This window comes from Actinosynnema sp. NPDC004786, assembly GCF_053601135.1.
The window spans coordinates 23,131-46,644 of the sequence record NZ_JBSGBG010000029.1 but is presented as its reverse complement, the minus strand read 5'-3'; the positions used below and the strand labels follow the sequence as shown (position 1 = coordinate 46,644).

25 protein-coding genes are annotated in these 23,514 nt (G+C 71.2%); 7 read left to right on the top strand and 18 right to left on the bottom strand.

What is annotated here, in order from left to right:
* Window positions 1-78 precede the first annotated feature (78 nt).
* From ACWEFJ_RS24420 to ACWEFJ_RS24370, 11 genes are all read right to left on the bottom strand, one after another.
* Window positions 79-765 carry a GntR family transcriptional regulator gene (locus ACWEFJ_RS24420; protein ID WP_378088234.1) on the bottom strand — a complete coding sequence of 229 codons (687 nt, stop codon included), beginning with the start codon at window positions 763-765 and terminating at the stop codon, window positions 79-81.
* A gap of 82 nt (window positions 766-847) precedes the next feature.
* Window positions 848-1,594: an SDR family NAD(P)-dependent oxidoreductase gene (locus ACWEFJ_RS24415; protein WP_378088232.1), complete on the bottom strand. Its 747-nt coding sequence runs from the start codon at window positions 1,592-1,594 to the stop codon at window positions 848-850.
* A 41-nt stretch (window positions 1,595-1,635) separates the two neighbouring features.
* Window positions 1,636-2,025, bottom strand: a complete 390-nt coding sequence (locus ACWEFJ_RS24410) for a VOC family protein (RefSeq protein ID WP_378088230.1) — start codon at window positions 2,023-2,025, stop codon at window positions 1,636-1,638.
* Between the two features lie 93 nt (window positions 2,026-2,118).
* Window positions 2,119-3,573 carry an NAD-dependent epimerase/dehydratase family protein gene (locus ACWEFJ_RS24405; RefSeq protein WP_449715169.1) on the bottom strand — a complete coding sequence of 485 codons (1,455 nt, stop codon included), beginning with the start codon at window positions 3,571-3,573 and terminating at the stop codon, window positions 2,119-2,121.
* Window positions 3,574-3,664: 91 nt separating this feature from the next.
* Entirely contained in the window at window positions 3,665-5,911 is a 2,247-nt protein-coding gene (locus tag ACWEFJ_RS24400; protein WP_449715168.1) for a glycoside hydrolase family 3 C-terminal domain-containing protein, read from the bottom strand.
* Window positions 5,911-8,400 carry a glycoside hydrolase family 78 protein gene (locus tag ACWEFJ_RS24395; RefSeq protein WP_449715167.1) on the bottom strand — a complete coding sequence of 830 codons (2,490 nt, stop codon included), beginning with the start codon at window positions 8,398-8,400 and terminating at the stop codon, window positions 5,911-5,913. The genes ACWEFJ_RS24400 and ACWEFJ_RS24395 overlap by 1 nt, the downstream gene beginning before the upstream one ends.
* A gap of 10 nt (window positions 8,401-8,410) precedes the next feature.
* A complete protein-coding gene (locus tag ACWEFJ_RS24390; protein WP_449715166.1) occupies window positions 8,411-9,721 on the bottom strand; it encodes an MFS transporter in 1,311 nt (436 codons plus the stop codon).
* Between the two features lie 413 nt (window positions 9,722-10,134).
* The gene (locus tag ACWEFJ_RS24385; RefSeq protein ID WP_449715165.1) at window positions 10,135-11,133 is read right to left on the bottom strand and encodes a LacI family DNA-binding transcriptional regulator; all 999 of its coding nucleotides are present in this window, start codon (window positions 11,131-11,133) and stop codon (window positions 10,135-10,137) included.
* Between the two features lie 145 nt (window positions 11,134-11,278).
* Window positions 11,279-11,623, bottom strand: coding sequence for a hypothetical protein (locus ACWEFJ_RS24380; RefSeq protein WP_449715164.1), 345 nt, complete (start codon window positions 11,621-11,623; stop codon window positions 11,279-11,281).
* 138 nt (window positions 11,624-11,761) lie between these two features.
* Window positions 11,762-12,973: a sensor histidine kinase gene (locus tag ACWEFJ_RS24375; RefSeq protein WP_449715163.1), complete on the bottom strand. Its 1,212-nt coding sequence runs from the start codon at window positions 12,971-12,973 to the stop codon at window positions 11,762-11,764.
* Complete coding sequence (locus ACWEFJ_RS24370) at window positions 12,970-13,626, bottom strand: response regulator transcription factor (protein ID WP_449715162.1); 657 nt, start codon at window positions 13,624-13,626, stop codon at window positions 12,970-12,972. Before ACWEFJ_RS24370 ends, ACWEFJ_RS24375 begins: the two co-directional genes overlap by 4 nt.
* Window positions 13,627-13,754: 128 nt before the next feature.
* Between ACWEFJ_RS24370 and ACWEFJ_RS24365 the strand changes: the two genes are divergently transcribed.
* The 3 genes from ACWEFJ_RS24365 to ACWEFJ_RS24355 are packed head-to-tail and all read left to right on the top strand — an operon-like array spanning window position 13,755 to window position 16,157.
* Window positions 13,755-14,315: a hypothetical protein gene (locus ACWEFJ_RS24365; protein ID WP_449715161.1), complete on the top strand. Its 561-nt coding sequence runs from the start codon at window positions 13,755-13,757 to the stop codon at window positions 14,313-14,315.
* On the top strand, window positions 14,312-15,613 hold the full coding sequence (locus ACWEFJ_RS24360; protein ID WP_449715160.1) for an FtsX-like permease family protein: 1,302 nt from the start codon (window positions 14,312-14,314) through the stop codon (window positions 15,611-15,613). The genes ACWEFJ_RS24365 and ACWEFJ_RS24360 overlap by 4 nt, the downstream gene beginning before the upstream one ends.
* A gap of 4 nt (window positions 15,614-15,617) precedes the next feature.
* The gene (locus ACWEFJ_RS24355) at window positions 15,618-16,157 is read left to right on the top strand and encodes a pyridoxamine 5'-phosphate oxidase family protein (RefSeq protein WP_449715159.1); all 540 of its coding nucleotides are present in this window, start codon (window positions 15,618-15,620) and stop codon (window positions 16,155-16,157) included.
* Between the two features lie 636 nt (window positions 16,158-16,793).
* On the opposite strand, the gene ACWEFJ_RS24350 is transcribed toward ACWEFJ_RS24355, so the two are convergent.
* Window positions 16,794-17,720 carry an epimerase gene (locus tag ACWEFJ_RS24350; RefSeq protein ID WP_449715158.1) on the bottom strand — a complete coding sequence of 309 codons (927 nt, stop codon included), beginning with the start codon at window positions 17,718-17,720 and terminating at the stop codon, window positions 16,794-16,796.
* Between the two features lie 33 nt (window positions 17,721-17,753).
* A complete protein-coding gene (locus ACWEFJ_RS24345; RefSeq protein WP_449715157.1) occupies window positions 17,754-17,963 on the bottom strand; it encodes a hypothetical protein in 210 nt (69 codons plus the stop codon).
* A 125-nt stretch (window positions 17,964-18,088) separates the two neighbouring features.
* Between ACWEFJ_RS24345 and ACWEFJ_RS24340 the strand changes: the two genes are divergently transcribed.
* Complete coding sequence (locus tag ACWEFJ_RS24340; protein WP_449715156.1) at window positions 18,089-18,919, top strand: hypothetical protein; 831 nt, start codon at window positions 18,089-18,091, stop codon at window positions 18,917-18,919.
* Here the strand turns inward: ACWEFJ_RS24340 and ACWEFJ_RS24335 are convergent.
* Window positions 18,900-19,277, bottom strand: a complete 378-nt coding sequence (locus ACWEFJ_RS24335; protein ID WP_449715155.1) for a hypothetical protein — start codon at window positions 19,275-19,277, stop codon at window positions 18,900-18,902. The genes ACWEFJ_RS24340 and ACWEFJ_RS24335 overlap by 20 nt on opposite strands.
* A 207-nt stretch (window positions 19,278-19,484) precedes the next feature.
* Between ACWEFJ_RS24335 and ACWEFJ_RS24330 the strand changes: the two genes are divergently transcribed.
* The gene (locus tag ACWEFJ_RS24330) at window positions 19,485-19,937 is read left to right on the top strand and encodes a transposase (RefSeq protein WP_449715223.1); all 453 of its coding nucleotides are present in this window, start codon (window positions 19,485-19,487) and stop codon (window positions 19,935-19,937) included.
* Here the strand turns inward: ACWEFJ_RS24330 and ACWEFJ_RS24325 are convergent.
* On the bottom strand, window positions 19,910-20,173 hold the full coding sequence (locus tag ACWEFJ_RS24325) for a hypothetical protein (RefSeq protein ID WP_449715154.1): 264 nt from the start codon (window positions 20,171-20,173) through the stop codon (window positions 19,910-19,912). The genes ACWEFJ_RS24330 and ACWEFJ_RS24325 overlap by 28 nt on opposite strands.
* Before the next feature lie 114 nt (window positions 20,174-20,287).
* Window positions 20,288-20,494: a hypothetical protein gene (locus ACWEFJ_RS24320; RefSeq protein ID WP_449715153.1), complete on the bottom strand. Its 207-nt coding sequence runs from the start codon at window positions 20,492-20,494 to the stop codon at window positions 20,288-20,290.
* A 374-nt stretch (window positions 20,495-20,868) separates the two neighbouring features.
* Between ACWEFJ_RS24320 and ACWEFJ_RS24315 the strand changes: the two genes are divergently transcribed.
* Complete coding sequence (locus tag ACWEFJ_RS24315; protein WP_449715152.1) at window positions 20,869-21,060, top strand: winged helix-turn-helix domain-containing protein; 192 nt, start codon at window positions 20,869-20,871, stop codon at window positions 21,058-21,060.
* A gap of 37 nt (window positions 21,061-21,097) precedes the next feature.
* Window positions 21,098-21,400, top strand: a complete 303-nt coding sequence (locus ACWEFJ_RS24310) for an integrase (RefSeq protein ID WP_449715151.1) — start codon at window positions 21,098-21,100, stop codon at window positions 21,398-21,400.
* A gap of 91 nt (window positions 21,401-21,491) precedes the next feature.
* Here ACWEFJ_RS24310 and ACWEFJ_RS24305 read toward each other — a convergent pair whose 3' ends face one another.
* Both ACWEFJ_RS24305 and ACWEFJ_RS24300 read right to left on the bottom strand, forming a co-directional pair.
* Window positions 21,492-22,478: a hypothetical protein gene (locus ACWEFJ_RS24305; protein ID WP_449715150.1), complete on the bottom strand. Its 987-nt coding sequence runs from the start codon at window positions 22,476-22,478 to the stop codon at window positions 21,492-21,494.
* A 185-nt stretch (window positions 22,479-22,663) separates the two neighbouring features.
* A complete protein-coding gene (locus ACWEFJ_RS24300; RefSeq protein WP_378088185.1) occupies window positions 22,664-23,503 on the bottom strand; it encodes a hypothetical protein in 840 nt (279 codons plus the stop codon).
* Between the last annotated feature and the right edge of the window lie 11 nt (window positions 23,504-23,514).

Below are 23,514 nucleotides of genomic sequence, written 5' to 3'. Positions count from 1 at the left end.
GGACTCCTCTCTCGGGGTCCGGGCCAGCCTAGGAAATTGGATCCAATCCTGTATCCGCCGTTCCGCTGAGTGGACGCCTCACCCGGCCGACGGCCGGGGAACCGCGCCCGCCCCGAACATCAACGACAGCCGCGCCTCCGAGCCCGCCCGGTGCGTGTCCATCAGCTCGACCAGCCGTTCCAGGTCGCCCGAGCCCAACGCGGCCAGCATGTCCCGGTGCTCGGCGAGGATGCGTGCCCGCGCGGCCTCGTCGTAGAGGTACACCGCGTGGTACGGCAACGCCCACGTCCAGATGCGGTTGATCTCCGCGACCACCAGGTTCAGCGCGCTCAGCCCGAAGATCGCCTGGTGGAAGGCGCTGTTGGCCTCCCTCATCCGGGGCAGGTCCAGATCGGCGGCGGCCCGTTCGACGTCCTCGGCGAGCGATCCGATCCGGTCCAGCCGCGCGGGGTCCGGCCGCGGCAGGCTGCGGATCACCTCGGTCTCCAGCAGCCGCCGCATCAGGTAGACCTGGTCGAACTCCGGGCGGCTCAACCGCGCCACGGCGAAGCCCACGTTGTGCTCGTGCGCCACCAGCCCGTCGGCCACCAACTGCCGCAGGCCCTCGCGCACCGGCAACCGGCTCACCCCGAGCACGGCGGCCATCTGCTCCTGCCGGATCTGCTGACCCGGCAGCAGGTCACCGGAGACGATCATCCGCTTGATGCCGTCGACCACGCGCGACACGGCCTGGTCCGCGGTGTCGGCGCTCCTCCTGGCGGGCATGGGCACTCCTCACGATCCGCACCACCGTACGGTGCGCGGCCGGGTGGGCGGTGACGGCGCACCGGCTCCGCCCACCCGCCGGTCAGGACGTGACGCTGCCGCCGTTGAGGTCGAGGATCTGCCCCGTCAGCCAGGACGCCTCCTCCGAGGCCAGGTAGACCACGGCCGCGCCGACGTCCTCGGGCGTGCCCAGCCGGCGGGTGGGGATCTTCCGCGCGAACACCTCGGTGGCCGCCCCGGCGGCGTTGGTCTGGAGCCCCAGGGCCAGCGTGTTGACCGTGACACCGGAGGGCGCCAGCTCCTGTGACAGGTGCCGCATGAAGCCCTCCACCCCGCTCTTGCCCGCCCCGTAGAGCGACAGGCCCTGGTCGGAGCCCGTGCGGGCGGCGCCGGAGGAGATCTGCACGATGCGCCCCCACCCGGCTTCGCACATGTCGTCCACGACCGCCGAGACGCAGTTCATCGCGCCGAACAGGTTGATCTCGATCGGTGCGCGCCACCGGCCCGGGTCGAGGGTGCGGAAGTGCCCCTGCCCGAAGTCGGCGGCGATGCCGGCGTTGTGCACCATGATGTCGACGGACCGCCCCAGCCCCGCGCGAGCGCGCGCCACGGCGTCCTTGACCGCCTCGCGGTCGGTGACGTCGAACGGCACCGCCACCGCCGCGCCACCGGCCGCCGCGATCTCCTCCGCGACCGCCTCGGCCCGCTCCGCGACCAGGTCGTTGACCGCCACCGCCGCACCGCGTGCGGCCAAGCAGCGGGCGATGCCCGCGCCCGCGTTCCGACCGGCTCCGGTGACCAGGGCCGCGTGGCCCGACAGATCGAACATCGTCGTCCTCTTCCCGTGCGTCGTGGTGGTCGCGACAGCCCTCACGAGCCCTGCACCAGCTCCAGCGCGTGCCCCTCCGGATCGGTCACCACCGCCACCCGCATCCCGGTGCCGGGCAGCGCCCTGGGCCCGACCCGCACGGAGCCCCCGGCCGCCACGGCGGCGCGCACGACCTCGTCGACGTCGGCGACGCCGAAGCCGAGCACGGCCTCGCCCGCCGGCGGCACGACCCGGTCGGGGTAGCGCACCAGCAGCACGGTCGGCCCCGCACCGGCCCCGGCGAGCACGACCTGCTCGTAGCGGCCCTCGCCCTCACCGCCGGACAGCCGGTGCACGGCCGCCAGCGCGAGGACGGAGCGGTAGAACCCGGCCTGCGCGTCGAGGTCGTCCACGACGACCTTGACGAACGTCAACCGCCCACCGTCGTTCATGGAACCTCCGGGTAGTGGTGTGTCGCGACGAGCGCAGTAGAGCCGCCGGGCGCCCGGCCCGGTGGCCGGTGTTCCACTGAGCGGGAGTCCGGGTCACCCCGATACCGGGTCGTGCGGCGCGTCGGCGGGTTCGAGCTGGGCGAGGAAGGCGTTGCGCTCGGCCTGCCGGGGGTAGCCGGCGACGTCCTTGACGCACTCGGGGCACCAGTGCCCTGCGGTGAGGACCAGGCGGGGGCTGCCGGTGAACCCGTGGCCGAACGCGCACCGCCACGAGAGCGGGGTGGCGACGTCGCCCTGCACCGCGTCGGACGAGACCAGCTCTCCCCCGCGGAACGCGGCGGCGTCGCGGTAGTCCGCCGCCGTCCACCGGGCGGGGTCCTTGTCCTCGTCGTAGCCGTGGTCGAGGTAGGAGGGCACGCGGTCCGGCTCGACGGGCCGGAAGGTGTCCCAGCCGCCGATGGCCTCGAACTCCGCGCGGGAGCCGTAGTAGGCCGCGATCGCCTCCTCGTCCCCGTCGCGGACGTAGGCCATCGTGCCCCGCTGCTTCCGGGTGAGCGGCCTCATCACGAGGTTCTTCACCACCCACGCCGGCACCCGACCCGCCATCGCCAACGAGGGGTTGGCGCGCAGGGCCCGGTCCAGGGCGGCGTCGAAGCTGTCGCCGCGGAACGGGACCAGCTCCTCCAACCGGTCGGAGTCGGTGTACCACTGGCCGTGGAAGTTGCGGGTGGCGAACCAGTTCCGGTCGTACCAGCGCCTCGGGTCGCCGACACCGAGCGCCGCGCCGATGCGCTCCTGGAGCTGCCAGTTGGTCAGCCGCCACGCCTCGCCGCCGCCGATGTTGTGGATCCCGCCCCAGAACTCCTCGGGCACGTCGGGTTCGCAGAGGTTGGCCAGCAGCCGGGCGGCGTCCTCGACCGAGACCCACTCCATGACGCCGCCGAGCGTGGAGTGCGTCATGATCGGGTCGCGGATCCGGAGCATGCCGGGGTGGAAGATGCCGGTCTGGCGCAGCCACGCCCACCGGGGCAGGCCGGAGTCGACCAGTTCCTTCTCCGCGACGACCTTGGTCTGCCCGTACTCGTCGTAGCGGGAGACGCGCAGCGGGTCGCCGACGCGCCCCCAGTGGTGGGGCGGGTTGCGGTCACCGGTCTGCGCGACCGAGCCGATGCCGACGACGGCGGTGCGGGCCGGGTCGGGTTGGGCGCGCACGGCGCGGACGATGTTGCGGATGCCGCCCACGTTGACCCGGTGGGCCAGGTCGGGGTGGTCGTCGGCGAAGGGCGAGACCACCGCGCCGACGTGCAGCACGAAGTCCGCGCCGCGCACGCAGCGCTCGACCGCGTCGTAGTCGGTCAGGTCGCCGTGGACGACCTGGAGGTTCTCCATGTCCTCGTAGCGGCGGACCACCTCGGTGTCACGCCTGCCGGGCAGGACCAGTGCCACGACCTCGACGCGGTCGGCCCGTTCGCGGAACTCGTCGAGGACCGCGCGACCCCAGTTGCCCGTGGCTCCGGTGAGGAGGACACGGGTCCGCTTGCTTCGCACGTGCGACCTCACTTCGTGGAGACGGGTCCGGTGTCGAACGGCCGGTGGGTTTCGCAGCCGCCCACGTGCGTGCGCGGACGCGTGGGTGTGGTCACCGGGAGACCCCTTCCGCCGCGTGGTCCACGGAAGGCGCGACGCGGGTCTTGCTGATCTCGACCAGATCGGCCAGGGCGTCGGGGGGCAGGTGCGCGCCGCTCAGGGTCAGGAAGTGGACGAACTGGCCCATCGGCAGCGAGGCGACCATGCGCAGCGAGTCCGACGAGGTCTCCGCCTGCCGCGCCTGCTCCTCGGTCATGGCCTCGGTGAGGGTGCGGGTGATCAGCGGGCCGACCACCGGGTGGCCGAACCACTCCTCGACCGGTGAGTCCAGGCTCAGCTCGCGCTCGATCACGTCCCCGACGAGCGTGATCCGCTCCTGCGCCACGACCACGGCGGCGCTCTCGCCGACCTGGACGGTGTAGTCGCCGGGGGCGACCACCCACCGGCGCAGCTCGATGTCGTAGTAGGCGAAGGCCCGGCGGCCGAGGGACAGCTCCACCCTGCGCGACTCGCCCGGTTCCAGCGCGACCTTGGTGAACGCGCGGAGTTCGCGGGCGGGGCGGCGGACCGGGCCGGCCGTGGTCGCGACGTAGACCTGCACGACGTGCTTGCCCGCGACGGAACCGGTGTTCGTCACGGTCACCGAGACCGTCGCGCTGTCGTCCCCGGTGGTGGTGACGGTGAGGTCGCTCGTCCCGAACGTGGTGTAGGACAGGCCGTGGCCGAACGGGTACCGGACTCCGACCTCGGCGGTCTCGTAGTAGCGGTAGCCGACGAGCACGCCCTCGCCGTAGCGGACGTGCCCCTGCTCGCCGGGGAAGTTGAAGTAGCTCGGGTTGTCCCGCAGGCGGACCGGGATGGTCTCGGCGAGGTGGCCGGAGGGGTTGGCGATGCCGAACAGCAGGTCCGCGACGGCGGCGCCGCCGGCCTGGCCGAGCAGCCAGCCCTCCAGGATCGCGTCGACCTCGTCGTGCCAGCCTTCGAGCGAGACGACCCCGCCGTGCGAGAGCACGACGACGGTCCGCCGGCTGACCGCCGCGACCGCGCGGATGAGGTCCACCTGGTCCGCGGGCAGGTCGAGGGTGTCGCGGTCGTAGCCCTCGGACTCGTCGGACTCCTCCAACCCGGCGAAGACGACGCTCACCTCCGCTTCGCGGGCGATCCCCACGGCGTTGTCGTCGAGCCCGCGCGCGTAGCGGACGGACGTGCCCAACGCCCGGATCGCGTCGAGTGCGGTGTCGACGCGGGTCGGGTTCACGTGCGAGCTGCCGCCACCCTGGAAGCGCGCCTCGGCGGCGAACCGCCCGACGACGGCGACGGCGGCGCCGGGCGCGATCGGCAGGGTCCCCCGGTCGTTCTTCACCAGCACGGCGCACTCGGTGGCGAGTCGCTTCGCCAGCGAGTGGTGGGCGGCGGCGTCGAACGTGCCGGTCGCGGGCGCGGCCCTCCGGGAGAGTTCGACCACGCGGCGCACGCTCCGGTCGACCACCGCCTCGTCCAGCTCGCCGCTGCGCACCGCGGCCACGATCTCGGCATCGGTGGCGCCGCCGGTGCCCGGCATCTCCAGGTCCAGGCCGGCGACGAGCGCCGCGACGCGGTCGGCCACGGCGCCCCAGTCGGAGACGACGACGCCGTCGAACCCCCACTCGTCGCGCAGGACGTCGGTGAGCAGCCAGCGGTTCTGCGACGCCAGGACGCCGTTGACGCGGTTGTACGAGCACATGACCGTGGCCGGGTGCGCTTCGGTGACGACCTTCTCGAACGCCGGGAGGTAGATCTCGCGCAGCGTGCGCTCGTCCACGTCCGCGCTGATCCGCATCCGGTCGGTCTCCTGGTTGTTGGCCGCGAAGTGCTTGACGGAGGCGCCCACGCCCTGCTCCTGGAGAGCGCGCACGTGCGCGGCCCCCAGCACGCCGCTCAGCAGCGGGTCTTCGGAGTAGTACTCGAAGTTGCGGCCGCACAACGGTGACCGCTTGATGTTCACGCCGGGGCCGAGGTTGACGGTGACGCCGGCGGCGCGCGCCTCGCGGCCGAGGGCGGCGCCGATCTCCGCGGCCACCTCGGGGTCCCAGCTGCTGCCGACGGCGGCCGCGGTGGGGAAGCAGGTGGCGGGTCGGCCGGCGTGCACGCCCAGGTGGTCGACTTCGGCGTCCTGGGCGCGGAGTCCGTGCGGTCCGTCGACCAGGAGCAGGGACGGCACGCCCGCGGCGTCGATCGCCTTGGTGGTCCAGAAGTCGTGCCCGGACAGCAGCGACGCCTTCTGCTCCAGCGTGAGGTCGGCGGTGGTGTGCTGTGGCATCAGCGGTGTCCTTCCCGGCCGACGACGGCGGCCGTGAGATCGTCCTGGAGTTCCCGCGAGGCGCCGGGCACGTGGTGGAGGACGGTGTTGAGCGAGAAGCTCGCCGCTTCCGGGGCGGAGGCGTCGAGGGGGATGCCGGGGAAGTGCTTGCCGAACGCCTCGGTGACGGCACGCCACACCGCGGCGTCCTGGGCGAGGACCCGCAGCGGTGTGTCCATCGTGTACCGGACCGGGGCCGTGCCCGCGATGTCGTACTGCCAACCGTGCTCGCCGGCCTCGACCTCGACGACGAGGTCGTCGGGGTGCAGCGGCAGCACGACGGTCGCGCTGGTGCCCTCCGGGATCCGCACGTCGAGTCGCATCCGGTTCTCGCTGATGCGCCACGCGACGGAGGCCGGCCCGTGCACCGTGTCGTGGGTGACGGTCGCGTGGGTGAGATCGCCACCTGGGCGTGGTGCGATGCGCATCCTGAGGTAGCCGGGTTCGGCGGGGGTCAGGCCGCCGACGACCTTGTGCAGCCAGTCGGCGACCGCGCCGAGCGCGTAGTGGTTCAGCGACGTCATCCCCGACGGGTTGACCGAGCCGTCCGGCCGGATCGAGTCCCACCGTTCCCAGATCGTCGTCGCTCCCATCGTCACCGGGTAGAGGAACGACGGGCACCCGGTCTCCAGCAGCAGGAGGTAGGCCACGTCCAGGTGACCGGTCCGGCTGAGCGCCTCCGTGACGAACGGGGTCCCGGCGAAGCCGGTGGAGATCCGGTAGCCGGCCTTGGCGACCAGCGCGGCCAACCGCTCGCCCGCCCTGACCTCCTGCTCCTCGTCCAGGATGTCGAAGCAGATCGAGAGCGCCAGTGCGGTGGCGGACTCGTCGGCGAGGCGGCCGGACGCGGTGACGTACTCGTGGCGGAAGGCGGTCCGCACGCGCGCGGCGAGGGCCGCGAAGTGCTCGGCGTCGTCGGTCTCGCCCAGCAGGCGCGCGGCCTTCGTGATCTCGGCGGTGGTGCGGCACAGGAAGGCCGAGGCCACGAGGTGGCGGTCGGTCTTCCCCCCGGCGGGGTTGTCGATCGGCGCGTCGGGGTCGAGCCAGTCGCCGAACTGGAACCCCCGGTCCCACAAGCCGTTCCCGTTCAGCCGGGTCTCGACGTCCCGGATGAACGCGGACATGGACCCGTAGCTGCGCCGCAGGATCCCGACGTCGCCGTATTCGGTGTACAGGGTCCACGGCAGGCTGACCGCCACGTCGCTCCACAGCGCGGTCGGCGTGCACGGCGTCGACAGCACGTCGGGGACCACCCAGGGGACGTAGCCCTTCGCGCGGTGCTCGGCGGCGAGATCGGCGAGCCACGACCCGAGCACCCCGCGCACGTCGTAGAGGAAGGCCGCGGTCGGGCCGAAGGCGTTGATGTCCCCGGTCCAACCCAGGCGTTCGTCGCGCTGCGGGCAGTCGGTGGGGACGCCGACGAAGTTGTCCCGCATGGACCACACGACGTTGGCGTGCAGCCGGTTGAGCCGTTCGTCGGAGCACTCGAACCAGCCGGTGCGGGGCATGTCGCTGTGGACGACGACCGCGGTGATGTCGTCGGCGGTCAGCGTGCCGGGATAGCCGTCCACCTCGACGAAGCGGAAGCCGTGGAAGGTGAACCTCGGTTCCCACGTCTCCACGTCGTCACCCCGCGAGGTGTACCGGTCGGTCGCTGCGGCCGTGCGCAGGGTCTCGGTGTTCAGCTCGCCGTCGACCAGGACCTCGGCGTGGCGCAGCGTCACCGTCTGCCCGGCCCGCCCGCGCACGGTCAGCCTGACCCGGCCCGAGATGTTCTGCCCGAAGTCGACGATCGGGTTGCCGTCGCGGTTGCGGTGGATCGCGGTCGGGGCGAGCTCCTGGGTCCTGCGGATCGGCGGCGCGCCGGTGGTGACCAGGGTGGCGAGGTCCCAGTCGAAGGGTTCCACCGGCGTCCACGTGGTGTCGTCGAAGCCGGGGAGGTCCCAGCCGACGGGTTCGAGGCGCGCGTCGTGCTCTTCCCCGTCGTACAGGCTGTTGGCGAGCACGGCTCCGGTCCCGGCGGTGAACGACTCGTCCGTGCCGACGGTCTCGACCCGGTCGTCGTACTCCAGGTCGAGCTGCAGGAACAGCCCCGGCCGGTCGGCGTAGTGGTTGCGCTTGCCCTCGTACCCGAGCCGGCCGATCGCCCACCCCTCGCCGACGACCGCGCCCAGGGCGTTGGCCCCGGGCACGATCCGGTCGGTGACGTCGTGGCTGCTCACCGCCAGCCGGTGGCGGTAGGACGTCCAGCCGGGCGTCAGCACGTCCTCGCCCACGCGGGCGCCGTTGACGTGGGCCTCGACCACCCCGATCGCGGTGACGTGCAACGTCGCGCGGCGGGGCGCCCCCTCGACGGTGAACTCGCGGCGGAAGTAGGCCGCGGGCTCGCCGGGCCGCGCCCAGGACGTGGCCGCGGGTGTGATGAACCTGGCCTGCCAGGTGGATGACATGATCGACTCCTCAGCGAACGGACTTGACGCGCAGCACCGCGAGTCCACTCAGGACGGTGCAGGCGGCGGCGACGAAGAACAGCAGGGTGTAGTTCTTGCCGGTGGCGGTCGCACCGACCGCCAGGACCACCGGTGCGACGAGGGGGGCCGCGGATTGCGGCACGCTGGTCGCGAAACCGATGATGCCCATGAACCGGCCGGCCTCGCTCTCCCGCTCCGGCAGGACGTCGAGCACCAGCGCCTGGTCGACGGCCGAGAACATGCCCAGCGCGATCGACGTGGTCAGCGACCCGGCGAACAGCAGGGGCAGGTTCCCGGCGAGCGCCATCACGACCGCGCCGAGCGCGAAGACGGCTCCCGCGGCGAGCACGAACGCGCGCCGCCTGCGCAGCCGGTCGGAGAGGAACCCGCCGCCGATCGCCCCGGCGGAGGTGGCCGGCACGCCGAGCCCGGACAGGGCGGCGACGGTGCCCGCCACCTCCTGCACGCCGACACCCAGGCGGGAGGCGAGGAAGAACGCGACGAACGTCGTGTTGAGCGTCAGCCCGAAGTAGAACAGGAAGCGGCTGAGCCACGCCCAGGAGTAGTCCGGGTACCGGCGAGGGTCGAACACGTACTTGCGGGCCAGGGCGCCGATCGTCAGCGGGGCGCCGAAGGACGAGCCGCGGCTGTCCGGCTCGGGCACCAGGGCGACGAACAGCGCCACCAGGACGGCGCCGATCGCGCCGGGCACCAGGAAGAGCAGGAGCGGGTCACCCACGAAGCCGCCGGCGAGCGTGACGCCGACGGCCGGTGCGACGAGGGTGCCGAACCCCACCAGGCCGGCGACCTTGCCGCGCTGGGACTCCGGCAGGCGGTCGGCCTGCGAGTTGGTCAGCGCGCCGAGGGCCTGGCCCCAGCCCAGCTGGGCGAGGACCCAGCCGAGCCCGAGCACGAGGACGCTCGGGGCGGTCGCCATCACGACCAGCGACACGATCCCGACCAGCGTGCCGACGACCATGAACGGCCGGCGGCGACCCAGCCGGCTGCGGGTGCGGTCGCTGAGCACCCCCAGCAGCGGGCCGGTGACGACGACCGTCGCGGCGCCGGCGCCGGTGACGTAGCCGAGGTACTCCTCGTGCCCCGGCGCGAGCTGCGCGAGCCGGACCGACAACGAGATCGCCAGCGGGGTGATGAACGCGATGAAGACGCCGAACTGGGCGAGCACCATCAACCAGATGTAGCGGGCGGAGACCTCCGGCAGCCCCGTGTCCGGCGACGGGAGCTGGGCCGACGTGGTTGCGGGAGGCGGCGGGACGGCGGACGCTTGGCTGTCGGTCATGAGCAGACTCCGTTGTCCGAAAGGCGAGGTCCACGCTGTTAGCACGTGCTAGCGGGACGGTGAGCGGTGATGCTAATCTCGTCCGGCTAGCACGTGCAAGCACTCGAGCTTGAAACGTTCCAACCACCTGCGGAGGTCGACCGCCGTGCCCGACCCGACGTCTGTGGAGCAAGCCCTGCCGGCAGGCGTCGAGACGCCCTCGCCCGGACGGCCTGCGCGACCGCCGGGACCGGCTCCCGGCCGACGCGGCGGGTGGCCCGCGGACCGGCTCGGCCCCGATCAGCGCCTCCCCGCACCGACCTCCGGCCGCTGCCGGCCGACCCCGGTAAGACGCCGGGCTCGCCCCGAACCCCGTCGGGGCGTGCCACCGCGGCCCGGACCGGGAAGCTCGCGGGTGACGGACGCCTGATCCGTCAGGACCCCGTGGACTCCCGGGCGACCACCGCGGTCGCGGCGTCGACACCGCCGTCGGGCAGCGGGCGGCCGGTGGCGGCCTGGAGCGCCAGCGCGGCCAGGTGCCGCCCGAGCCCCGCGTAGTCGATCCGGATGCTGGAGATGGAGGGGACGAACAACGCGGTGTACGGGCTGTCGTCGTGCCCGATGACGGCGAGGTCGGCGGGCACGTCGTGGCCCCCGCGAAGGGCGGCGCCGATCACCCTTGCGGCGCTGTCGTCGTTGTACGCGACGACACCCGTCACGTTCGCGTGGAGCCAGTCCCGGACCGCCCGCGCGGCCGCGGCCGGAGCGCCGTCGACCGGTCGGACGACCGGCGGGGCCGCCCCCAGGGACGCGGCGGCTTCCCGGGCCGCCCGCAGCCGGGACTCGACCAGGCCGGACACGCGCGCGTCGGTCGTCGCGGCGAAGCCGAGGCGCCGGTGGCCGCGCGCGTGCAGGTGCTCGACCTGCAGGCGCGGGCCGTCGTCGAGGCCGAGGGGATCGGGCGTCGAAGGACTCGGCCCCGCCCCCGGGATGATCTTCGTGATGCCACAGCCCCGCATCGCCGCCACCTCGTCCGGGGTGAACGGCGCGAAACCCACCACCACCTCGGGGTCGAGGAGTTCCCAGAGCGGGCGGGCCGTTCCCACGGGGTGGTGCGTCTGGGTGACGAGCGAGTACCCGGCCTCTTCCAGCGTGTGCGAGGCTTCCTCGACGCACTTGCCGACGCTGAAGTCCACCGGCCAGTCCGGGATGATCAGCAGGACCAGCCTGCTGCTGCCGCGGCGGAGCGCCTGGGCGGCCGTGTGCGGGCGGTACCCCAGGCGTGCGGCCTCCGCCAGCACCCGGTCCCTGGTCGCCTCCGAGATCCTCTGCCCGGCCGTCCCGTTGAGCACGAAACCGACCGTGGCCCGGGAAAGCCCCAAGGACCGCGCGACGTCCGCCGCCGTCACCCGCTTGCCCGCCCCGGCCCTCACGTCCACCTCTCCCCACGACTTGCACGTGCTAGCAGTGAGGTTAGCAGCCGTTCCCCCGGCCTTGCCGATGATCGAACCCACAGCGGACCCAACCCGCCGGTCAGTCGACGACCCTCCCGGCGAGCACACCGCTTCTCCCGGTCCCCTAACCCACGATCGGCGGCTCATCGGAGTCGTCATCAGGATATTTGAATTCCCGGTACTCTTCATCGACCAGGGCCAGTGATTGCCGAACCGCGCCTGTGGCCGTGAAGTAGCCCCGGTGTGCGTAGGGCAGGAAATCCTCATGATCGAGCAGGTGCGGATCGGTCCCCCGCAGCGCGTCGTCCAGCATGGCGATCGACGTGTAGCCGACTTCCGACAACTCCTGCGACAGTTCGGACAGTTCCTCCTCCGAGACCTCTCTCCAGCGATCAGGGTAGCGCCTTTTCAGGTAGGACTTCAGCTCATCCGAGGATATTCTCAACGCATCCCCCACGGAATCATCCACCGATACTCCGCCGCGACTCCGGCCGTGCCCGCGATGCGACAGTCGACCTCGGGCCCCATGGGCTGTCACTCCCCGAGGTGATCGGCGCATCCGGCACGCCCATCATCCCGGCCGCGGCGCCCGAGCCATACCGCCTGATCAGCGAAGGCCGGGCCTGAACCGCCAGTAGTCCCCGCTTCGCGCCGATGTCGGCCTGTCGGCGGCTTCGGCCACGGCGACCGGTGGTGCGGGTGCCCCGGGCAGGGTGACCGTGACGACGAGGCCGCCGCCTTCGCGCGGCTCGGCGTGGACCTCGCCACCGTGGGCGCGGGCCACCGCGCGCACGATCGAGAGCCCGAGGCCGGCGCCGGTGAGCCGGTTCGTGGCCGGCCGGCGGAACGGTGCGAACAGGCCGGGGATCTCGTAGCGGGGCACGGCCGGCCCGGTGTTGGCGACCACGAGCTCCACCGAGCCGTCCGCTCGGGTGGTGCTCGTGACGCGCACCCAACCGCCCTCGGTGACGTTGTGCCGCACGCCGTTCTCGACGAGGTTCTGCACGAGCCGCTCCAGGAGCACCGGGTTCCCGGAGGTCGGCGCCTCGCCCGGCTCGGCGTGGACGTCGACCGCCCCCTGCTGCTGCGCCACGACGTGCGTCACGATGTCCGCCAGGTCCACATAGGACAACTCGCCGGGCTCGCGGTCGGAGTTGGCGAGCACCAGCAGTCCTTCGATCAGCCGTTCGTGGCGGGCGTTGACCTCCAGCAGCGTCTCGCCGAGCCGGCGCACGTCGGCCCCGGCCCCGCGGCGCGCGATCGCGACCTCGATCAGCGTCCGGTTGAGGGTGAGCGGGGTGCGCAGTTCGTGCGACGCGTTCGCGACGAACCGGCGCTGGCCGTCCAGCGAGTGGTCGAGGCGGGCCGGCATCAGGTCGAACGTGTCGGCCAGCCGCTTGATCTCGTCGGGCGGGCCGGTCAGCGCGATGCGCTCGTGCAGGCTGCGGTCGGCGGCCGGGGCGTCGGCGATCCGCCGCGCGGTCTCGGTCACCCGGTCCAGCGGCCGCAGCAGCCGCCCGGCGACGAACCAGCCGAGCGTGGTCGCCGCGGCGGCGACCGCGACGAGCGCGATCCCGCCCTGGGTGAGCAGCGCGGCGAGTGTGTCCTGCCGGGTCTCCTCGACCACCTGGTTGAGGGACGGTCCCTCCCCGGCCGGCTTCAGCGGCGGACCGTCCACCGCGGTCGTGGTGGCCGGGCCGGCGCCGGGCGCCTGCCGGGAGACGAGCGCGTAGGTCACGCCGAGCAGCGTGATCCCGGCGAGGAGGAACAGCCCGCCGTGGACCAGTGTCAGCCGGGCGCGGATCGTCAGCCGCCTCACGGGATCCGGTACCCCACTCCCGGTTCGGTCAGCACGACCGGTGGTTCGCCGAGCTTGCGCCGCAGCTTGAGGATCGTCATCCGCACGGTGTGGGTGAAGGGGTCCGCGTGCTCGTCCCACGCCTTCTCCAGCAACTGCTCCGCGGACACGGCGGCGCCGTCGGCGCGCAGCAGTTCGGCCAGGACCGCGAACTCCTTGCGGGACAGCGGAACGTAGCGGCCGTCCCGGAACACCTCGCGGCGGTGCGGGTCGAGCCGGATGCCGGCCCGCGTGAGCACCGCCGGCGCGGCCGGGCGGGACCGCCGGCACAGCGCCGTGACCCGCGCGGCCAGCTCGACGAACGCGAAGGGCTTCGGCAGGTAGTCGTCCGCGCCGACGGCGAGGCCCGCGACCCGGTCGTCGACCGTCGCCGCGGCGGTCAGCATCAGCACCCTGGTCGTCGCGCCGCGCGCGGTGATCGTCCGGCACACGTCGTCACCGTGCACGACCGGCAGATCCCGGTCGAGCACGACCACGTCGTAGTCGTGCACGTCCAGCCGCTCCAGCGCGGCGCCGCCGTCGTGCACCACGTCCACCGCGTGCGCGTCGTCGCGCAGGCCCTCCGCCACCGCGCCCGCGAGCAGGGGCTCGTCCTCGACCACCAGGATCCGCATCCCTCCATGGTGACCCGTGGTGACGTCACCTCGGCGTCAACGTTCGCGGAGACGCCGGGGTGACGCCGCCCCGGCTCTACTTCGCCCGGTGGCCGGCGACCGGCCGGCCGGAGCGGAGGAGGACGACGATGCGGATCAGGACGGGACTGGCGACCGGCCTGCTGCTGGTGCTCGCCGTCGCGGGCTGCGGCACGGCGGACGGGGGTGGGGAGGTGGCCACGGCCGGCGGTGGCGGCAGCACCACGTCGAGCGCCGCCCCGAACGCCGACGGCGAGCGCGCGCAGGGACTGCGGTACTCGCAGTGCATGCGGGACAACGGCGTGCCGGAGTTCTCGGACCCGGAGATCGGCAAGGACGGCGGCATGTCGCTGGACCTGCCCGAGGGGGTCGACCCGCAGGCGGTCGACGCGGCGCAGCGGGAGTGCAAGCAGTACCTGCCGAACGGGGGTGAGCCGGGCAAGGCGGACCCGCAGGTGGTCGCGAAGCTCCGGGAGTACTCGCGGTGCGTGCGGGAGAACGGCGTGCCGAGGTTCCCGGACCCGACCGACGCGGGCCTGCAGGTCGAGAACGACGAGCTGGGGATCGACCCGAACAGCCCCGCCTTCAAGGAGGCGGAGCGGAAGTGCGCGAGCCTGAGGCCGTCGGGCAGGGGTGACGAGCCCGGCCTCAGCGATGGCGAGGGCAGGTGAGCCGTCGGGAGCGCCGCGGGCGGCGGCGGGGCCCGCAGGTGGTGATCGGGGTGTCCGCGGTGCTCGCGGCCGGCGCCGCGGTGGCCGCCGCGACCGGGTTCGACGCCGGTCTGTGGGGCGGTGACCGCGACCACGACACCGCCGCCGAGCCGCCCCCGGCGACCGCGGAGGTGACCAGGCAGACGCTGATCGACACGCAGACCGAGTTCGGCGAGCTCGGCTACGGGGACCCGACGACGGTGCCGGCCCGGCTCGGCGGGACGGTGACCGCCTTGCCGGCGGTGGGCACGGTGGTCGAGCGCGGGCAGGCGATCCATCGCGTCGACGACACGCCGGTCGTGCTGCTGTACGGCGCCCTGCCCACCTACCGCACGTTCGCGCCGAACGCCGAGGGCGCCGACGTCGAGCAGCTGGAGGCGAACCTGGCCGCGCTCGGCTACACCGGGTTCACGGTCGACAAGAGGTACACCGCGTCGACCGCCGCCGCGGTCGAGGACTGGCAGCGGGACATCGGTGTGCCGAGGACCGGGAGCGTCGAGCCGGGCCGCGTGCTGTACGCGGCCGGGCCGGTGCGGGTGGACTCGCACCGGGTCGCGGTCGGCGACGCCGTCGGGCCGGGCACGTCCGTGCTCGAGCACACCGGCACGTCGCGGATCATCACCGTCGAGCTCGACGTCGCCGACCGGCGGCCGGCGGTCAAGGGCGCGGCGGTGACCGCCGGCCTGCCGGACGGCCGGGAGGTCGCCGGGACGATCGCCACCGCCGAGACCGTCGTGGCCGAGGGCGACGGCGGCGAAGGCGGCAAGGGCGAGCCGAGGACGAAGATCGAGGTCGCGGTCACGGTCGCCGACCAGGAGGCGCTGGCCGGGCTCGACCAGGTCTCGGTGCGGGTCGGTTTCACCGCGTCCAAGCGGGAGGACGTGCTGACCGTGCCGGTGAACGCGCTGCTCGCGCTCGCCGAGGGCGGGTACGGCGTCGAGGTGGCGAACGAGGTGCTCGTGTCCCGCCCGTCCGACGCGCTCGCGGCGCGCAAGGCCACCGAGCGCGCGTTCACCGGCCTGCTGCTCGGGCTCGGGGCGGTGGCGCTGCTGGTCGGCGGCGTCGGGGTGGCCAACACGATGGTCATCTCGGTCCTCGAACGCCGCGCGGAGATCGGGTTGCGCCGTGCGCTCGGCGCCACCCGCGGCCAGATCCGGGTCCAGTTCCTCGCCGAGTCCCTGCTCCTGTCCGCGATCGGCGGTCACCCCGTCGGCGACCGCGCACCGAGCCGACATTGTCGGTGGGAGCTGATTGACTAGCCGAATGTTCGAAACTCCCGATGAGATCCGCCGCCTCCAAGTCCTGCTCGACACGTCTCTGGCCGGCTCCAGCAGCCACCTCAAATCGATCATCCGACCAGGTGAGAGCACCTTGGACGCCGAGCAGGTCGTCCGGATCTGCCAAGGCATGTGCACCCTGGCCATCGCCACGGTCACCCGGCGCGGTGAGCCACGCATCAGCGGCGCCGACGGGCACTTCCTCCACGGCCGCTGGGTCATCGGCACCGACCGCCAGGCCGCCAAGGCCCGTCACCTCGCCGCGCGGCCCGGCATCAGCGCGACCTACATGCGCGGCGAGCAACTCGGCATCTTCACCCACGGGCACGCCGTTCCGCTGAACCCCGAGGGCACGAGCAGCGACCCGACCTGGCCGGCAATCCGCGACCACCTCGTCAACCACTACGACGGCGACAGCAACGACCCGTTCTGGGACGACAACATCTGGTACCGCATCGACCCCAGCTGGATGGTCGCCTACAGCAGCGACCCCGTCGGACTGCTCGACCAACAACCTCCAGCCTGAAAGGACCCGCGCGGGTCCGCCTCAGCCCGTCACTCCTGGCCAGTCGAGGTTGGCCTCCGCCACACCGCCACCGCACGATCGCCGGGTATGTCCCGACCACTCCGCGCTTCAGGTGGTCAACCGGCTACGCAGGGCGTTCGCCGACCTCGACTGCACACCACGATGACGCGAACGCCCGTCCGACCACGCCGCACCGAGATCCCTGGCGAGGACGGTCCCAGTGGCGGCTCTGCCGCGGAAGTCATCACGGGGTCGACGCGGTGCTCAGGTGGTGAATGGTCTCAGGACAGAAGTGACCGGGCCAGGTCGTTGTCCGGAGGTGTGAAGTAGTAGCCGCCCCCGAAGGGCAGCACGGACTCCTGCAGCGCTTCGCCTTCCAGCCTGCGCTGGATCGCGGCGAACCCTCGTTCGACGTCGCGCTGCGTCGTCCCCCGTGGCTTCTCGACCGAACGCTGCTCTCTGGAGCCAGCAGCACCTGCTCCACGCCGCGCGCGAGTACGAGCACTTCTACAACACCCACCGGACCTGCACGGACGACATTTCCGGCAAGCACAAGGCAGGCAGCTCGGCGCGTGACAACCACCGATCCGCCGGACGTTCACCACGCGGTGGGAGTACGGGCGCCGGCCGCACGGGTCAGTTCCCTCTTCGGCGTCGTACCAGGTCGTCCGCCGCCGAGGCCCAGTCCGGGTGGTGGAACCGGAACCCGGCGTCGAGCAGACGTCCCGGCACGACGCGACGGCTCTTCAGCAGCAGCTCGGTGTCGCTGCGGAGCGCGAACGCGCCCACCTCCGCCATCCACCCGGTCGCGGGCAGCCCGACCGGCATCCGCCACGCCGAGCGCAGCACGCGCATCAACTCGCGTTGCGGCACCGGGTCCGGCGAGGCCAGGTTGACCGGGCCGGCCAGGTCGGAGTCCAGCAGCAGCTCGATCGCACGCACGAAGTCCTCGTCGTGGATCCACGACACGTACTGCCGGCCGCCCGCGACCGGCCCGCCGAGTCCGAGCCTGGCCAGCCAGGACAGCACGTCGAACACGCCGCCGCGGTCGGGGCTCATCACCATGGCGCTGCGCAACGCCACCTTGCGCGTGTGCGGTGTGTCCGCGGCGGAGAGCTCGGCCTCCCAGTTCTTCGCGATGTCGACGCTGAACGCCCAGTAGTCCGGCACGCCAGGCTCGTCGCCACCGATGACGCCGGCAGTCTCGTCGTTCGGCGCGTCGAACCGGTGCGCGTAGATGGTGGCGGTGCTCATTTGCAGCCACACCCGCGGCGGCCTCACCGACCCGGCGATCGCCTCACCGACAACCCGCGCCGAGTCGACGCGCGAGCGCATCATCTCGTCCAAGTTCTCCGGCGTGTAACGACAGCTCACGCTACGGCCCGCCAGGTTGATCACCGCGTCGCAGCCGTCCACCTCGGCCGCCCACGGACCGAGCGTGCGGCCGTCCCAGCGCACGCCGGCGCTGCGGCTCACGATCACCACGTCATGACCGGCCGCGCCCAGCGCGCGTCGGAGCACCCCGCCGACCTGACCGGTTCCCCCTGGAATCACGATCTTCACGTCCACCCCTCCAGTGCCGAGCCTAGACCGCGACTACCCGACGCGATGCGCCTCCGGCAGCACCACCCGCCCGTCGCCGCCGAGTCCCGGATAGGGCACATGGCCGACCGGGTAGTCATAGAAGTCGTCGCCACGGGTGCTGGGGAACTCCAGCACCTTTTCCACGATCCCCTCGTCCCCTTGGCCGGGGTGATGCCGGTCGCGCCAGTCGTCGAGCCGCTCGGGGTGCTCGCCGACCGGCACCGTGGGCTGTGGGCAGGCCGATCATCGGCCCAGTACCACCGGGCTGCGACTCCTCCTCGCGGGTCAGCAGCGTCGTGCTGGAGCCGTCGCCATCGCGCTGGTAGACCTCCCACGAGGGAAACCGCGTGACGTCGCCGTTGACCTCGGCCGGTCCACGACCGCCGTGCGGATCGATCACCAAGTCGCCGCGCACGGATACGTTCATGTCCTGTGCCACCTCGGGGGCCAGCGGGTTGGCCGCGTCGATCCGCAACCGCACGCGCCCGGAACAGCGCACCGCGGCGCAGGTCGGCGTCACCTGGCAGATCGACCGGACCAGCGTCGACGCGGACGATCCCGGGCATCGCCCGGAGCACTTCGGACTCGGCGCGCAAGACCTTCTCGTAGTTCCGGATGGCGGTCGCCATCCGCCTGTTGAGCCCGAGCGCCTCGTGCAGGATCGGCTTGGTCAGCTCGAGGATGGCGTCCTCAAGCTTCTCCTTGAGGTCGACACCAGTCAGCTTCTTGACGCCCCAGCTCACAGCACCTGCGGCGGGCATGACCGTGCTGGTGGCCAGCGACAACGCGCGGTCCAGCTTCCCGCTCAGGTCCTCCGCGGTGTCGACCAGCGCCTGTGCCTGCGCCTGTACCTCGCGGAGCGCCGCAGCGGCGACGGAGAACGACGTCGCCGACGCGAGAAACCGGTCCGCCTGAGCGTGCCGTTTGCGGCCGGCCTCGCTGAGCCGCGCCGCGGCGGCGTTCGACGCCTCGCCTTCCCAGTTCTGGGCCAGCGTGCCGGCGAGCGAGAGCAGTTCGGTGCCGGTCGCCTCCGTGACCTGGTGCGCGGTCCGGCAGAGCGCCGAACGGTTCTCCAGGTCTGCGGGGTCGCCGGAGAGGACCCGCTCCGCGAGGTCGCGGAGGTCCTGGATGCCGAAGTACTTGAACACATTCGTCATGTCAGTCCAACCCGCCGATGATTTCCATCAGAGCGCGGGCGGTCTCGGCGTCGATGCCGGCGTAGGAGTCGGCCGTCGCCCGCAATTTGCGGGCGAATTCGGTGACCTCGGCCTCGGCCGCGAGCAGGTCTTCGAACCTGGTCCGAGTCCAGTCGTAGTTCGCCTGCTGGTACACGATGGCCGCTTGCACGTCACCGACCTCGGGCGGCGCCTGGCAAGCGCCTTCTAACTTCACCGCCAGGTCTTTCGTCTCACGTGCAAGCCGGTCGAGGTCGTCGGCGTCCGAGCGCAGCACGGGGATGATCGCGGCAAACCCGCCCATACCGGGTCCCTTCGAGAAGTCGATGGTGTCGATCGACTGGGACGGCACGGACGCCATGGCGGTTCCGCAGAATTCCCATCGGTTCCATATCCGCAGTTCTGCGGCCAGCAATCAACTCGAATGGCGAATTGCTCTTTATGCCAGGCGATGCCTGCGGGTGTCGGTAGCTGTTTGTGCACCGGGCACGACTGAGCTTCGGTGCGCAGACAGGGGAATCCCTGGTGAAGGCATCCGTTCGACCAGGAGTTCCGTTGTTATCCTGCCCTGTCCCGTTGGGCGCTGTCCGCGTGCGCACCCGTTGCTGCCGCTTGGCAGCAACCCACGAGCCAAGCTCACGACAGCGCCGCTATCTCACCGACGATCAGCGGGCCGTCGTCGATCCGCTGTTCGCCGGACCCGTCCTGGCTGTCCGGACGGGGCGGACGCCCGGAGAAGCACTACCGACGCCTCATCGTGGACGCGAACCTCGACACCGTCGACAACGGCATCGAATGGCGCGCCCTGCCCGCGGACTTCTCACCCTGGAACACCGTCTACCAGCGCCACATCCTCGTGGACACGATGAGTCTGCCGCTCGCCGTGCTGGTCACCCCGGCCAACATCCACGACAAACGTGCCGCCCGTTCCCTGCTACGACGGGTACGCCACCGGGCCGGCCACCGATTGACGCTGATCTGGGCCGACAACGGCTACCACGGAACCTTCCCCACCGCGTAGCGGTCGAGTACCGCTCGCAGGTGATGTTCGTTGATGATGAGCAGGCGGTCGATGACTTCCCGTCTGACGTTCCGATTAACCCGTTCGGCATAGGTGTTGGCTCGTGGACACTGCGGCGGGATCTTCACGACGTGGATGCCTGCGCCGGAGAGGACCGCGTCAAAAGAAGTGGTGAACCGACCGGCCCGGTCGCGGATGAGGAACCGGAAGTCGTCGACCCCGTCACCCAGGTCCATGCGCGTCCCGATTGACGGCGTTACGCCCACTGGAGCACTGTCCCGCCGGATGGCGACTTTTTGACCGAAGACAATTGAACCAATCGGCCCTGCGGCCACCATCGACGTTCGCTATCATGGCAGGATTGTCGGATCACGCTCCATTGTCCGGAATCCACCATTCCGAAGGAGAGACATGAGGCCGAACGGAGCATTACGCACTCTTGCCGTGGCTGCGGCCATGCTCGCGATGTCCGCGGGTACGGCACCGATGGCCCAAGCCGCGACCACCACTTCCTGTTCGAGCGGTCTCACCAGCACGAGCGCGCCCAGCGTCGTCACCTTGGGCACCTCGTGCTCGGGGTTCGTGGATCAAGGCGCACCCTATGTCTTCAACATCGCCGTGCTCACTCATCTCATAATCCCGATTCCTCTCAGTGGTCCTCGCGCGTACTACTACTACGATGCCGTGGAGACCTGCAGCGGCTACCGGACGACCCCGGCGTTCCAGGCCACGGGCTGCGTCCGCACGTAAGCGAAGTCGAGGTTCACCCCGAACGATGGACAGCGCTCAAGAGTTCAGGCAACCGCTCGGAGTGACTGCTCATAGGCGATCGGACTGAGCACCCCCAGCGCAGGGCTGTCACACGCGCGGCTCTGGCGCACTTCCGGTGGTGGTGCTGGTCGAGGAGGATGCGGTGGCGTAGGAGATCGACATGACCGAGCTGGGCGTCGGGTTGTGGCTGCGCCGTCACGGGTTCACCCCACAGCGCCCGGCCCGGCGGACCCACGAACAGCAGCCCGCCTCGGTGTGCGGGTGGCTGGACGAGGAGTACCCGGCGATCGAGGCCAAGGCGAAGGCCGTATGGGGTTCCAGAACTCAGCGCCGAGACGATGAGCTGCGGTGATCGCGCACCCTGAGCCGTAGGAGCATGATCGTGAGGCGTGGCGCTGCGACTGCCGTACCCGATCTTCGTCCGCGTCGTCGGCCGGCTGGTCCTACTCGACCGGTCATCGGCGGGCAAGGACGCCGAACTGCCGGTGCTGCGGCACGAAGTCGCCGTACTGCGCCGCACCAACCCCCGCCCGCGGCTGGAGCGGGCCGACCGCGCGGTGCTCGTCGCACTGGTTCGCCGACTCCCTCCGCCGCTGCGCGAGCACCGATTGGTGACGCCGGCCACCGTCCTTCGGTGGCATCGGCGACTGGTCGCCGAAGAAGTGGACCTACCCGAATCGGACACCGTGTAGCCGCTGCAACGGTTCGCCGCGCGCTGAAGCGCCTGCGGGTACCGCCCGCACCCGAGCGCGACAGCGACACCTCGTGACGGCGGTTCCCGGATCAGGAGTAGCGCTCACGTTCCTTCCAGGCAGCGTAGCTGTCCAGCTCGTCGTGCAGGACCTCGTAGAAGCCAGCGCGCAGGCTGTCGAGACTGGGTGCGGGTCCTGGGGCGGCAGAGCTCAACAAGGCGGGCAGCGGCCAGGTGAGCAGTTTCCCGTGCCAGCCGCAGTAGACCGCTATCGCGTCCAGGCGGAAGGTGTCGAACCGGTCGAGCAGCACGTAGCCGAGGAGCTGCCGCAGCCACGCAGCTACGTCTTCGTCGGTGGGTTCAACGGCGAGTTTCACATCGACCAGCGTTCGTCCGATCACCAGGTCGGCCACGCCATACCCGCCTGCCAGTTCTGGTGCGACGACCACCGGCTCCCCGAGCGCCAGCAGAGCTTGACGACCACGCTCCAGGTAGAGGGTCCAGCAGTGCTTCAGCGCATCGAGGAGTTCGGTGTTGCCATCGGAGTCGTCCGCATCGGTCGCCATGCTGGCGAACAGCGAACGACGTTCGTCCACCGTGCGCTTGGTCCCCCAGCGGTGCATGGGTTGTCTGAAGGAGTCGAGGGCCAGGCAGTCCGAGAAGGCGGCACTCTGGTCGTCCGAGTCCGTCGGGCGGTGAGTGCGTTTCCAGTGGCGTAGTAGTGGATCCGCAGTTCCGTTCGCAGGCAGGGCACCGATCGGAGCCGGCTCGTACCCGGCCGCGGCTAGCAGGGCCGTGCAGCGGTCGATCGAGAGGTAGGACAATTCCTGCAACCGTGGTGGTGTGCTGGCCAAGTCGAGACCGATGCGCGACTCCAGTGCCCACCCGGCGCTGTCTCGTCCGTGCCGCAGTGCGGGGATGCGGCTCGGGACTGCGGAGGCCAACCCCTCGGTCCACGCCTCAACCACAGCGGTCCGGCGCGGCAGGTGCTCATCGAGGAACCGCGACAGGGGTGTACCTGCGTATTTGGCCTGTTCTTGGATTCCTATGACAAGGCTCCTTTTCAGCGTCCTGACCATGTGACGTCGGCGTCCGACCTCCACGTGGACGTGCAGCAGGAATGGCAGGCACTGTGGGTGACGAGCAGAACGTGCTGGTCACCCACAGTGTCAGCGAAGCCACGAGCCGCACGAACAAGGGCAGCTCCTCGCACTGCAGCCCGCTCAGGGACGGCTGCCCGTCCCGGCTGAGCCAACGCCGTCGATTACACGGTTGCCTCATTCGCCGCTTGGGAGACCACGAGCTTGTCGAGGTCGTTCAGCAACGCCTGCACCGGCGTCCAGCACATGGCCACCGTGTCTGCATCCGGGGTGAAGTCCGTCTCGAACTGCCTGCGCGGGTGGATGTAATTGCGGAACTCCCGCACGGGGCGCATGAAGTCCTTCGCGTCGAGCTGGACCAGCCCTCGATCATGAGCCGTGTCGAGGAGCAGTTCGAGACCTGCGCGATCCGCCGGGATCTTTCCCTTCCGACCGGTGAACCCTTCACGGAGCAACTCGGGGTAATAGCTGGTCAGCACCGAGTAGAGCAACCCTTCGACAAAGCTGCCGATGCCGAAGAGGGCGAGGAGGTACGAGCCGCTCGCCTCCGCGAACTGGCTCTCCCTGACCCGCGAGACCAGCATCTGGACCAACTTCTCCTCACCGATCAACTTGCGCAGCCGCTGCTCCACGTCCTCGACGTGGAGCACAACCTTGACCGTGCCGTTGCTCCCCAGCTCCCCGACCACCGGTCGACCGCCGACGTAGCTGACCTCGAGCCTCTCCAACTCGAGCACCTCGTTGACCGATCGACGAACGTCATCCGCTGCGGCCATGCCCTCCAAGTACTCGATGGGATCGCACAGCCGACACAGGAAACGTTCGATGTCGGTTCGCGCGTTCTCCCGTTCGACCAGGGCGTCGACCAGCCAGCCGACCTTGGACGAGCCGTCGTAGTCCGGCGGGTCGATCCAGCCGGCGTTGCGGAGGAGCGCTTCGACTTCGCGTCCCGTGCGCTCGTACGGACCACCCTGGTCGACCACGATCCTGGCGAGCCGTTCCACGGTCTTGGGGT

What these genes read in the sequence shown, in the direction of transcription:
- ACWEFJ_RS24395 (WP_449715167.1), bottom strand. Translation starts at nt 8,400, where the DNA reads ATGTCATCCACCTGGCAGGCCAGGTTCATCACACCCGCGGCCACGTCC.
- ACWEFJ_RS24370 (WP_449715162.1), bottom strand. Translation starts at nt 13,626, where the DNA reads ATGCGGATCCTGGTGGTCGAGGACGAGCCCCTGCTCGCGGGCGCGGTG.
- ACWEFJ_RS24325 (WP_449715154.1), bottom strand. Translation starts at nt 20,173, where the DNA reads ATGGACCTGGGTGACGGGGTCGACGACTTCCGGTTCCTCATCCGCGAC.
- ACWEFJ_RS24420 (WP_378088234.1), bottom strand. Translation starts at nt 765, where the DNA reads ATGCCCGCCAGGAGGAGCGCCGACACCGCGGACCAGGCCGTGTCGCGC.
- ACWEFJ_RS24400 (WP_449715168.1), bottom strand. Translation starts at nt 5,911, where the DNA reads ATGCCACAGCACACCACCGCCGACCTCACGCTGGAGCAGAAGGCGTCG.
- ACWEFJ_RS24415 (WP_378088232.1), bottom strand. Translation starts at nt 1,594, where the DNA reads ATGTTCGATCTGTCGGGCCACGCGGCCCTGGTCACCGGAGCCGGTCGG.
- ACWEFJ_RS24315 (WP_449715152.1), top strand. Translation starts at nt 20,869, where the DNA reads ATGACCGAGCTGGGCGTCGGGTTGTGGCTGCGCCGTCACGGGTTCACC.
- ACWEFJ_RS24355 (WP_449715159.1), top strand. Translation starts at nt 15,618, where the DNA reads ATGTTCGAAACTCCCGATGAGATCCGCCGCCTCCAAGTCCTGCTCGAC.
- ACWEFJ_RS24365 (WP_449715161.1), top strand. Translation starts at nt 13,755, where the DNA reads ATGCGGATCAGGACGGGACTGGCGACCGGCCTGCTGCTGGTGCTCGCC.
- ACWEFJ_RS24410 (WP_378088230.1), bottom strand. Translation starts at nt 2,025, where the DNA reads ATGAACGACGGTGGGCGGTTGACGTTCGTCAAGGTCGTCGTGGACGAC.
- ACWEFJ_RS24305 (WP_449715150.1), bottom strand. Translation starts at nt 22,478, where the DNA reads ATGGTCAGGACGCTGAAAAGGAGCCTTGTCATAGGAATCCAAGAACAG.
- ACWEFJ_RS24390 (WP_449715166.1), bottom strand. Translation starts at nt 9,721, where the DNA reads ATGACCGACAGCCAAGCGTCCGCCGTCCCGCCGCCTCCCGCAACCACG.
- ACWEFJ_RS24335 (WP_449715155.1), bottom strand. Translation starts at nt 19,277, where the DNA reads ATGGCGTCCGTGCCGTCCCAGTCGATCGACACCATCGACTTCTCGAAG.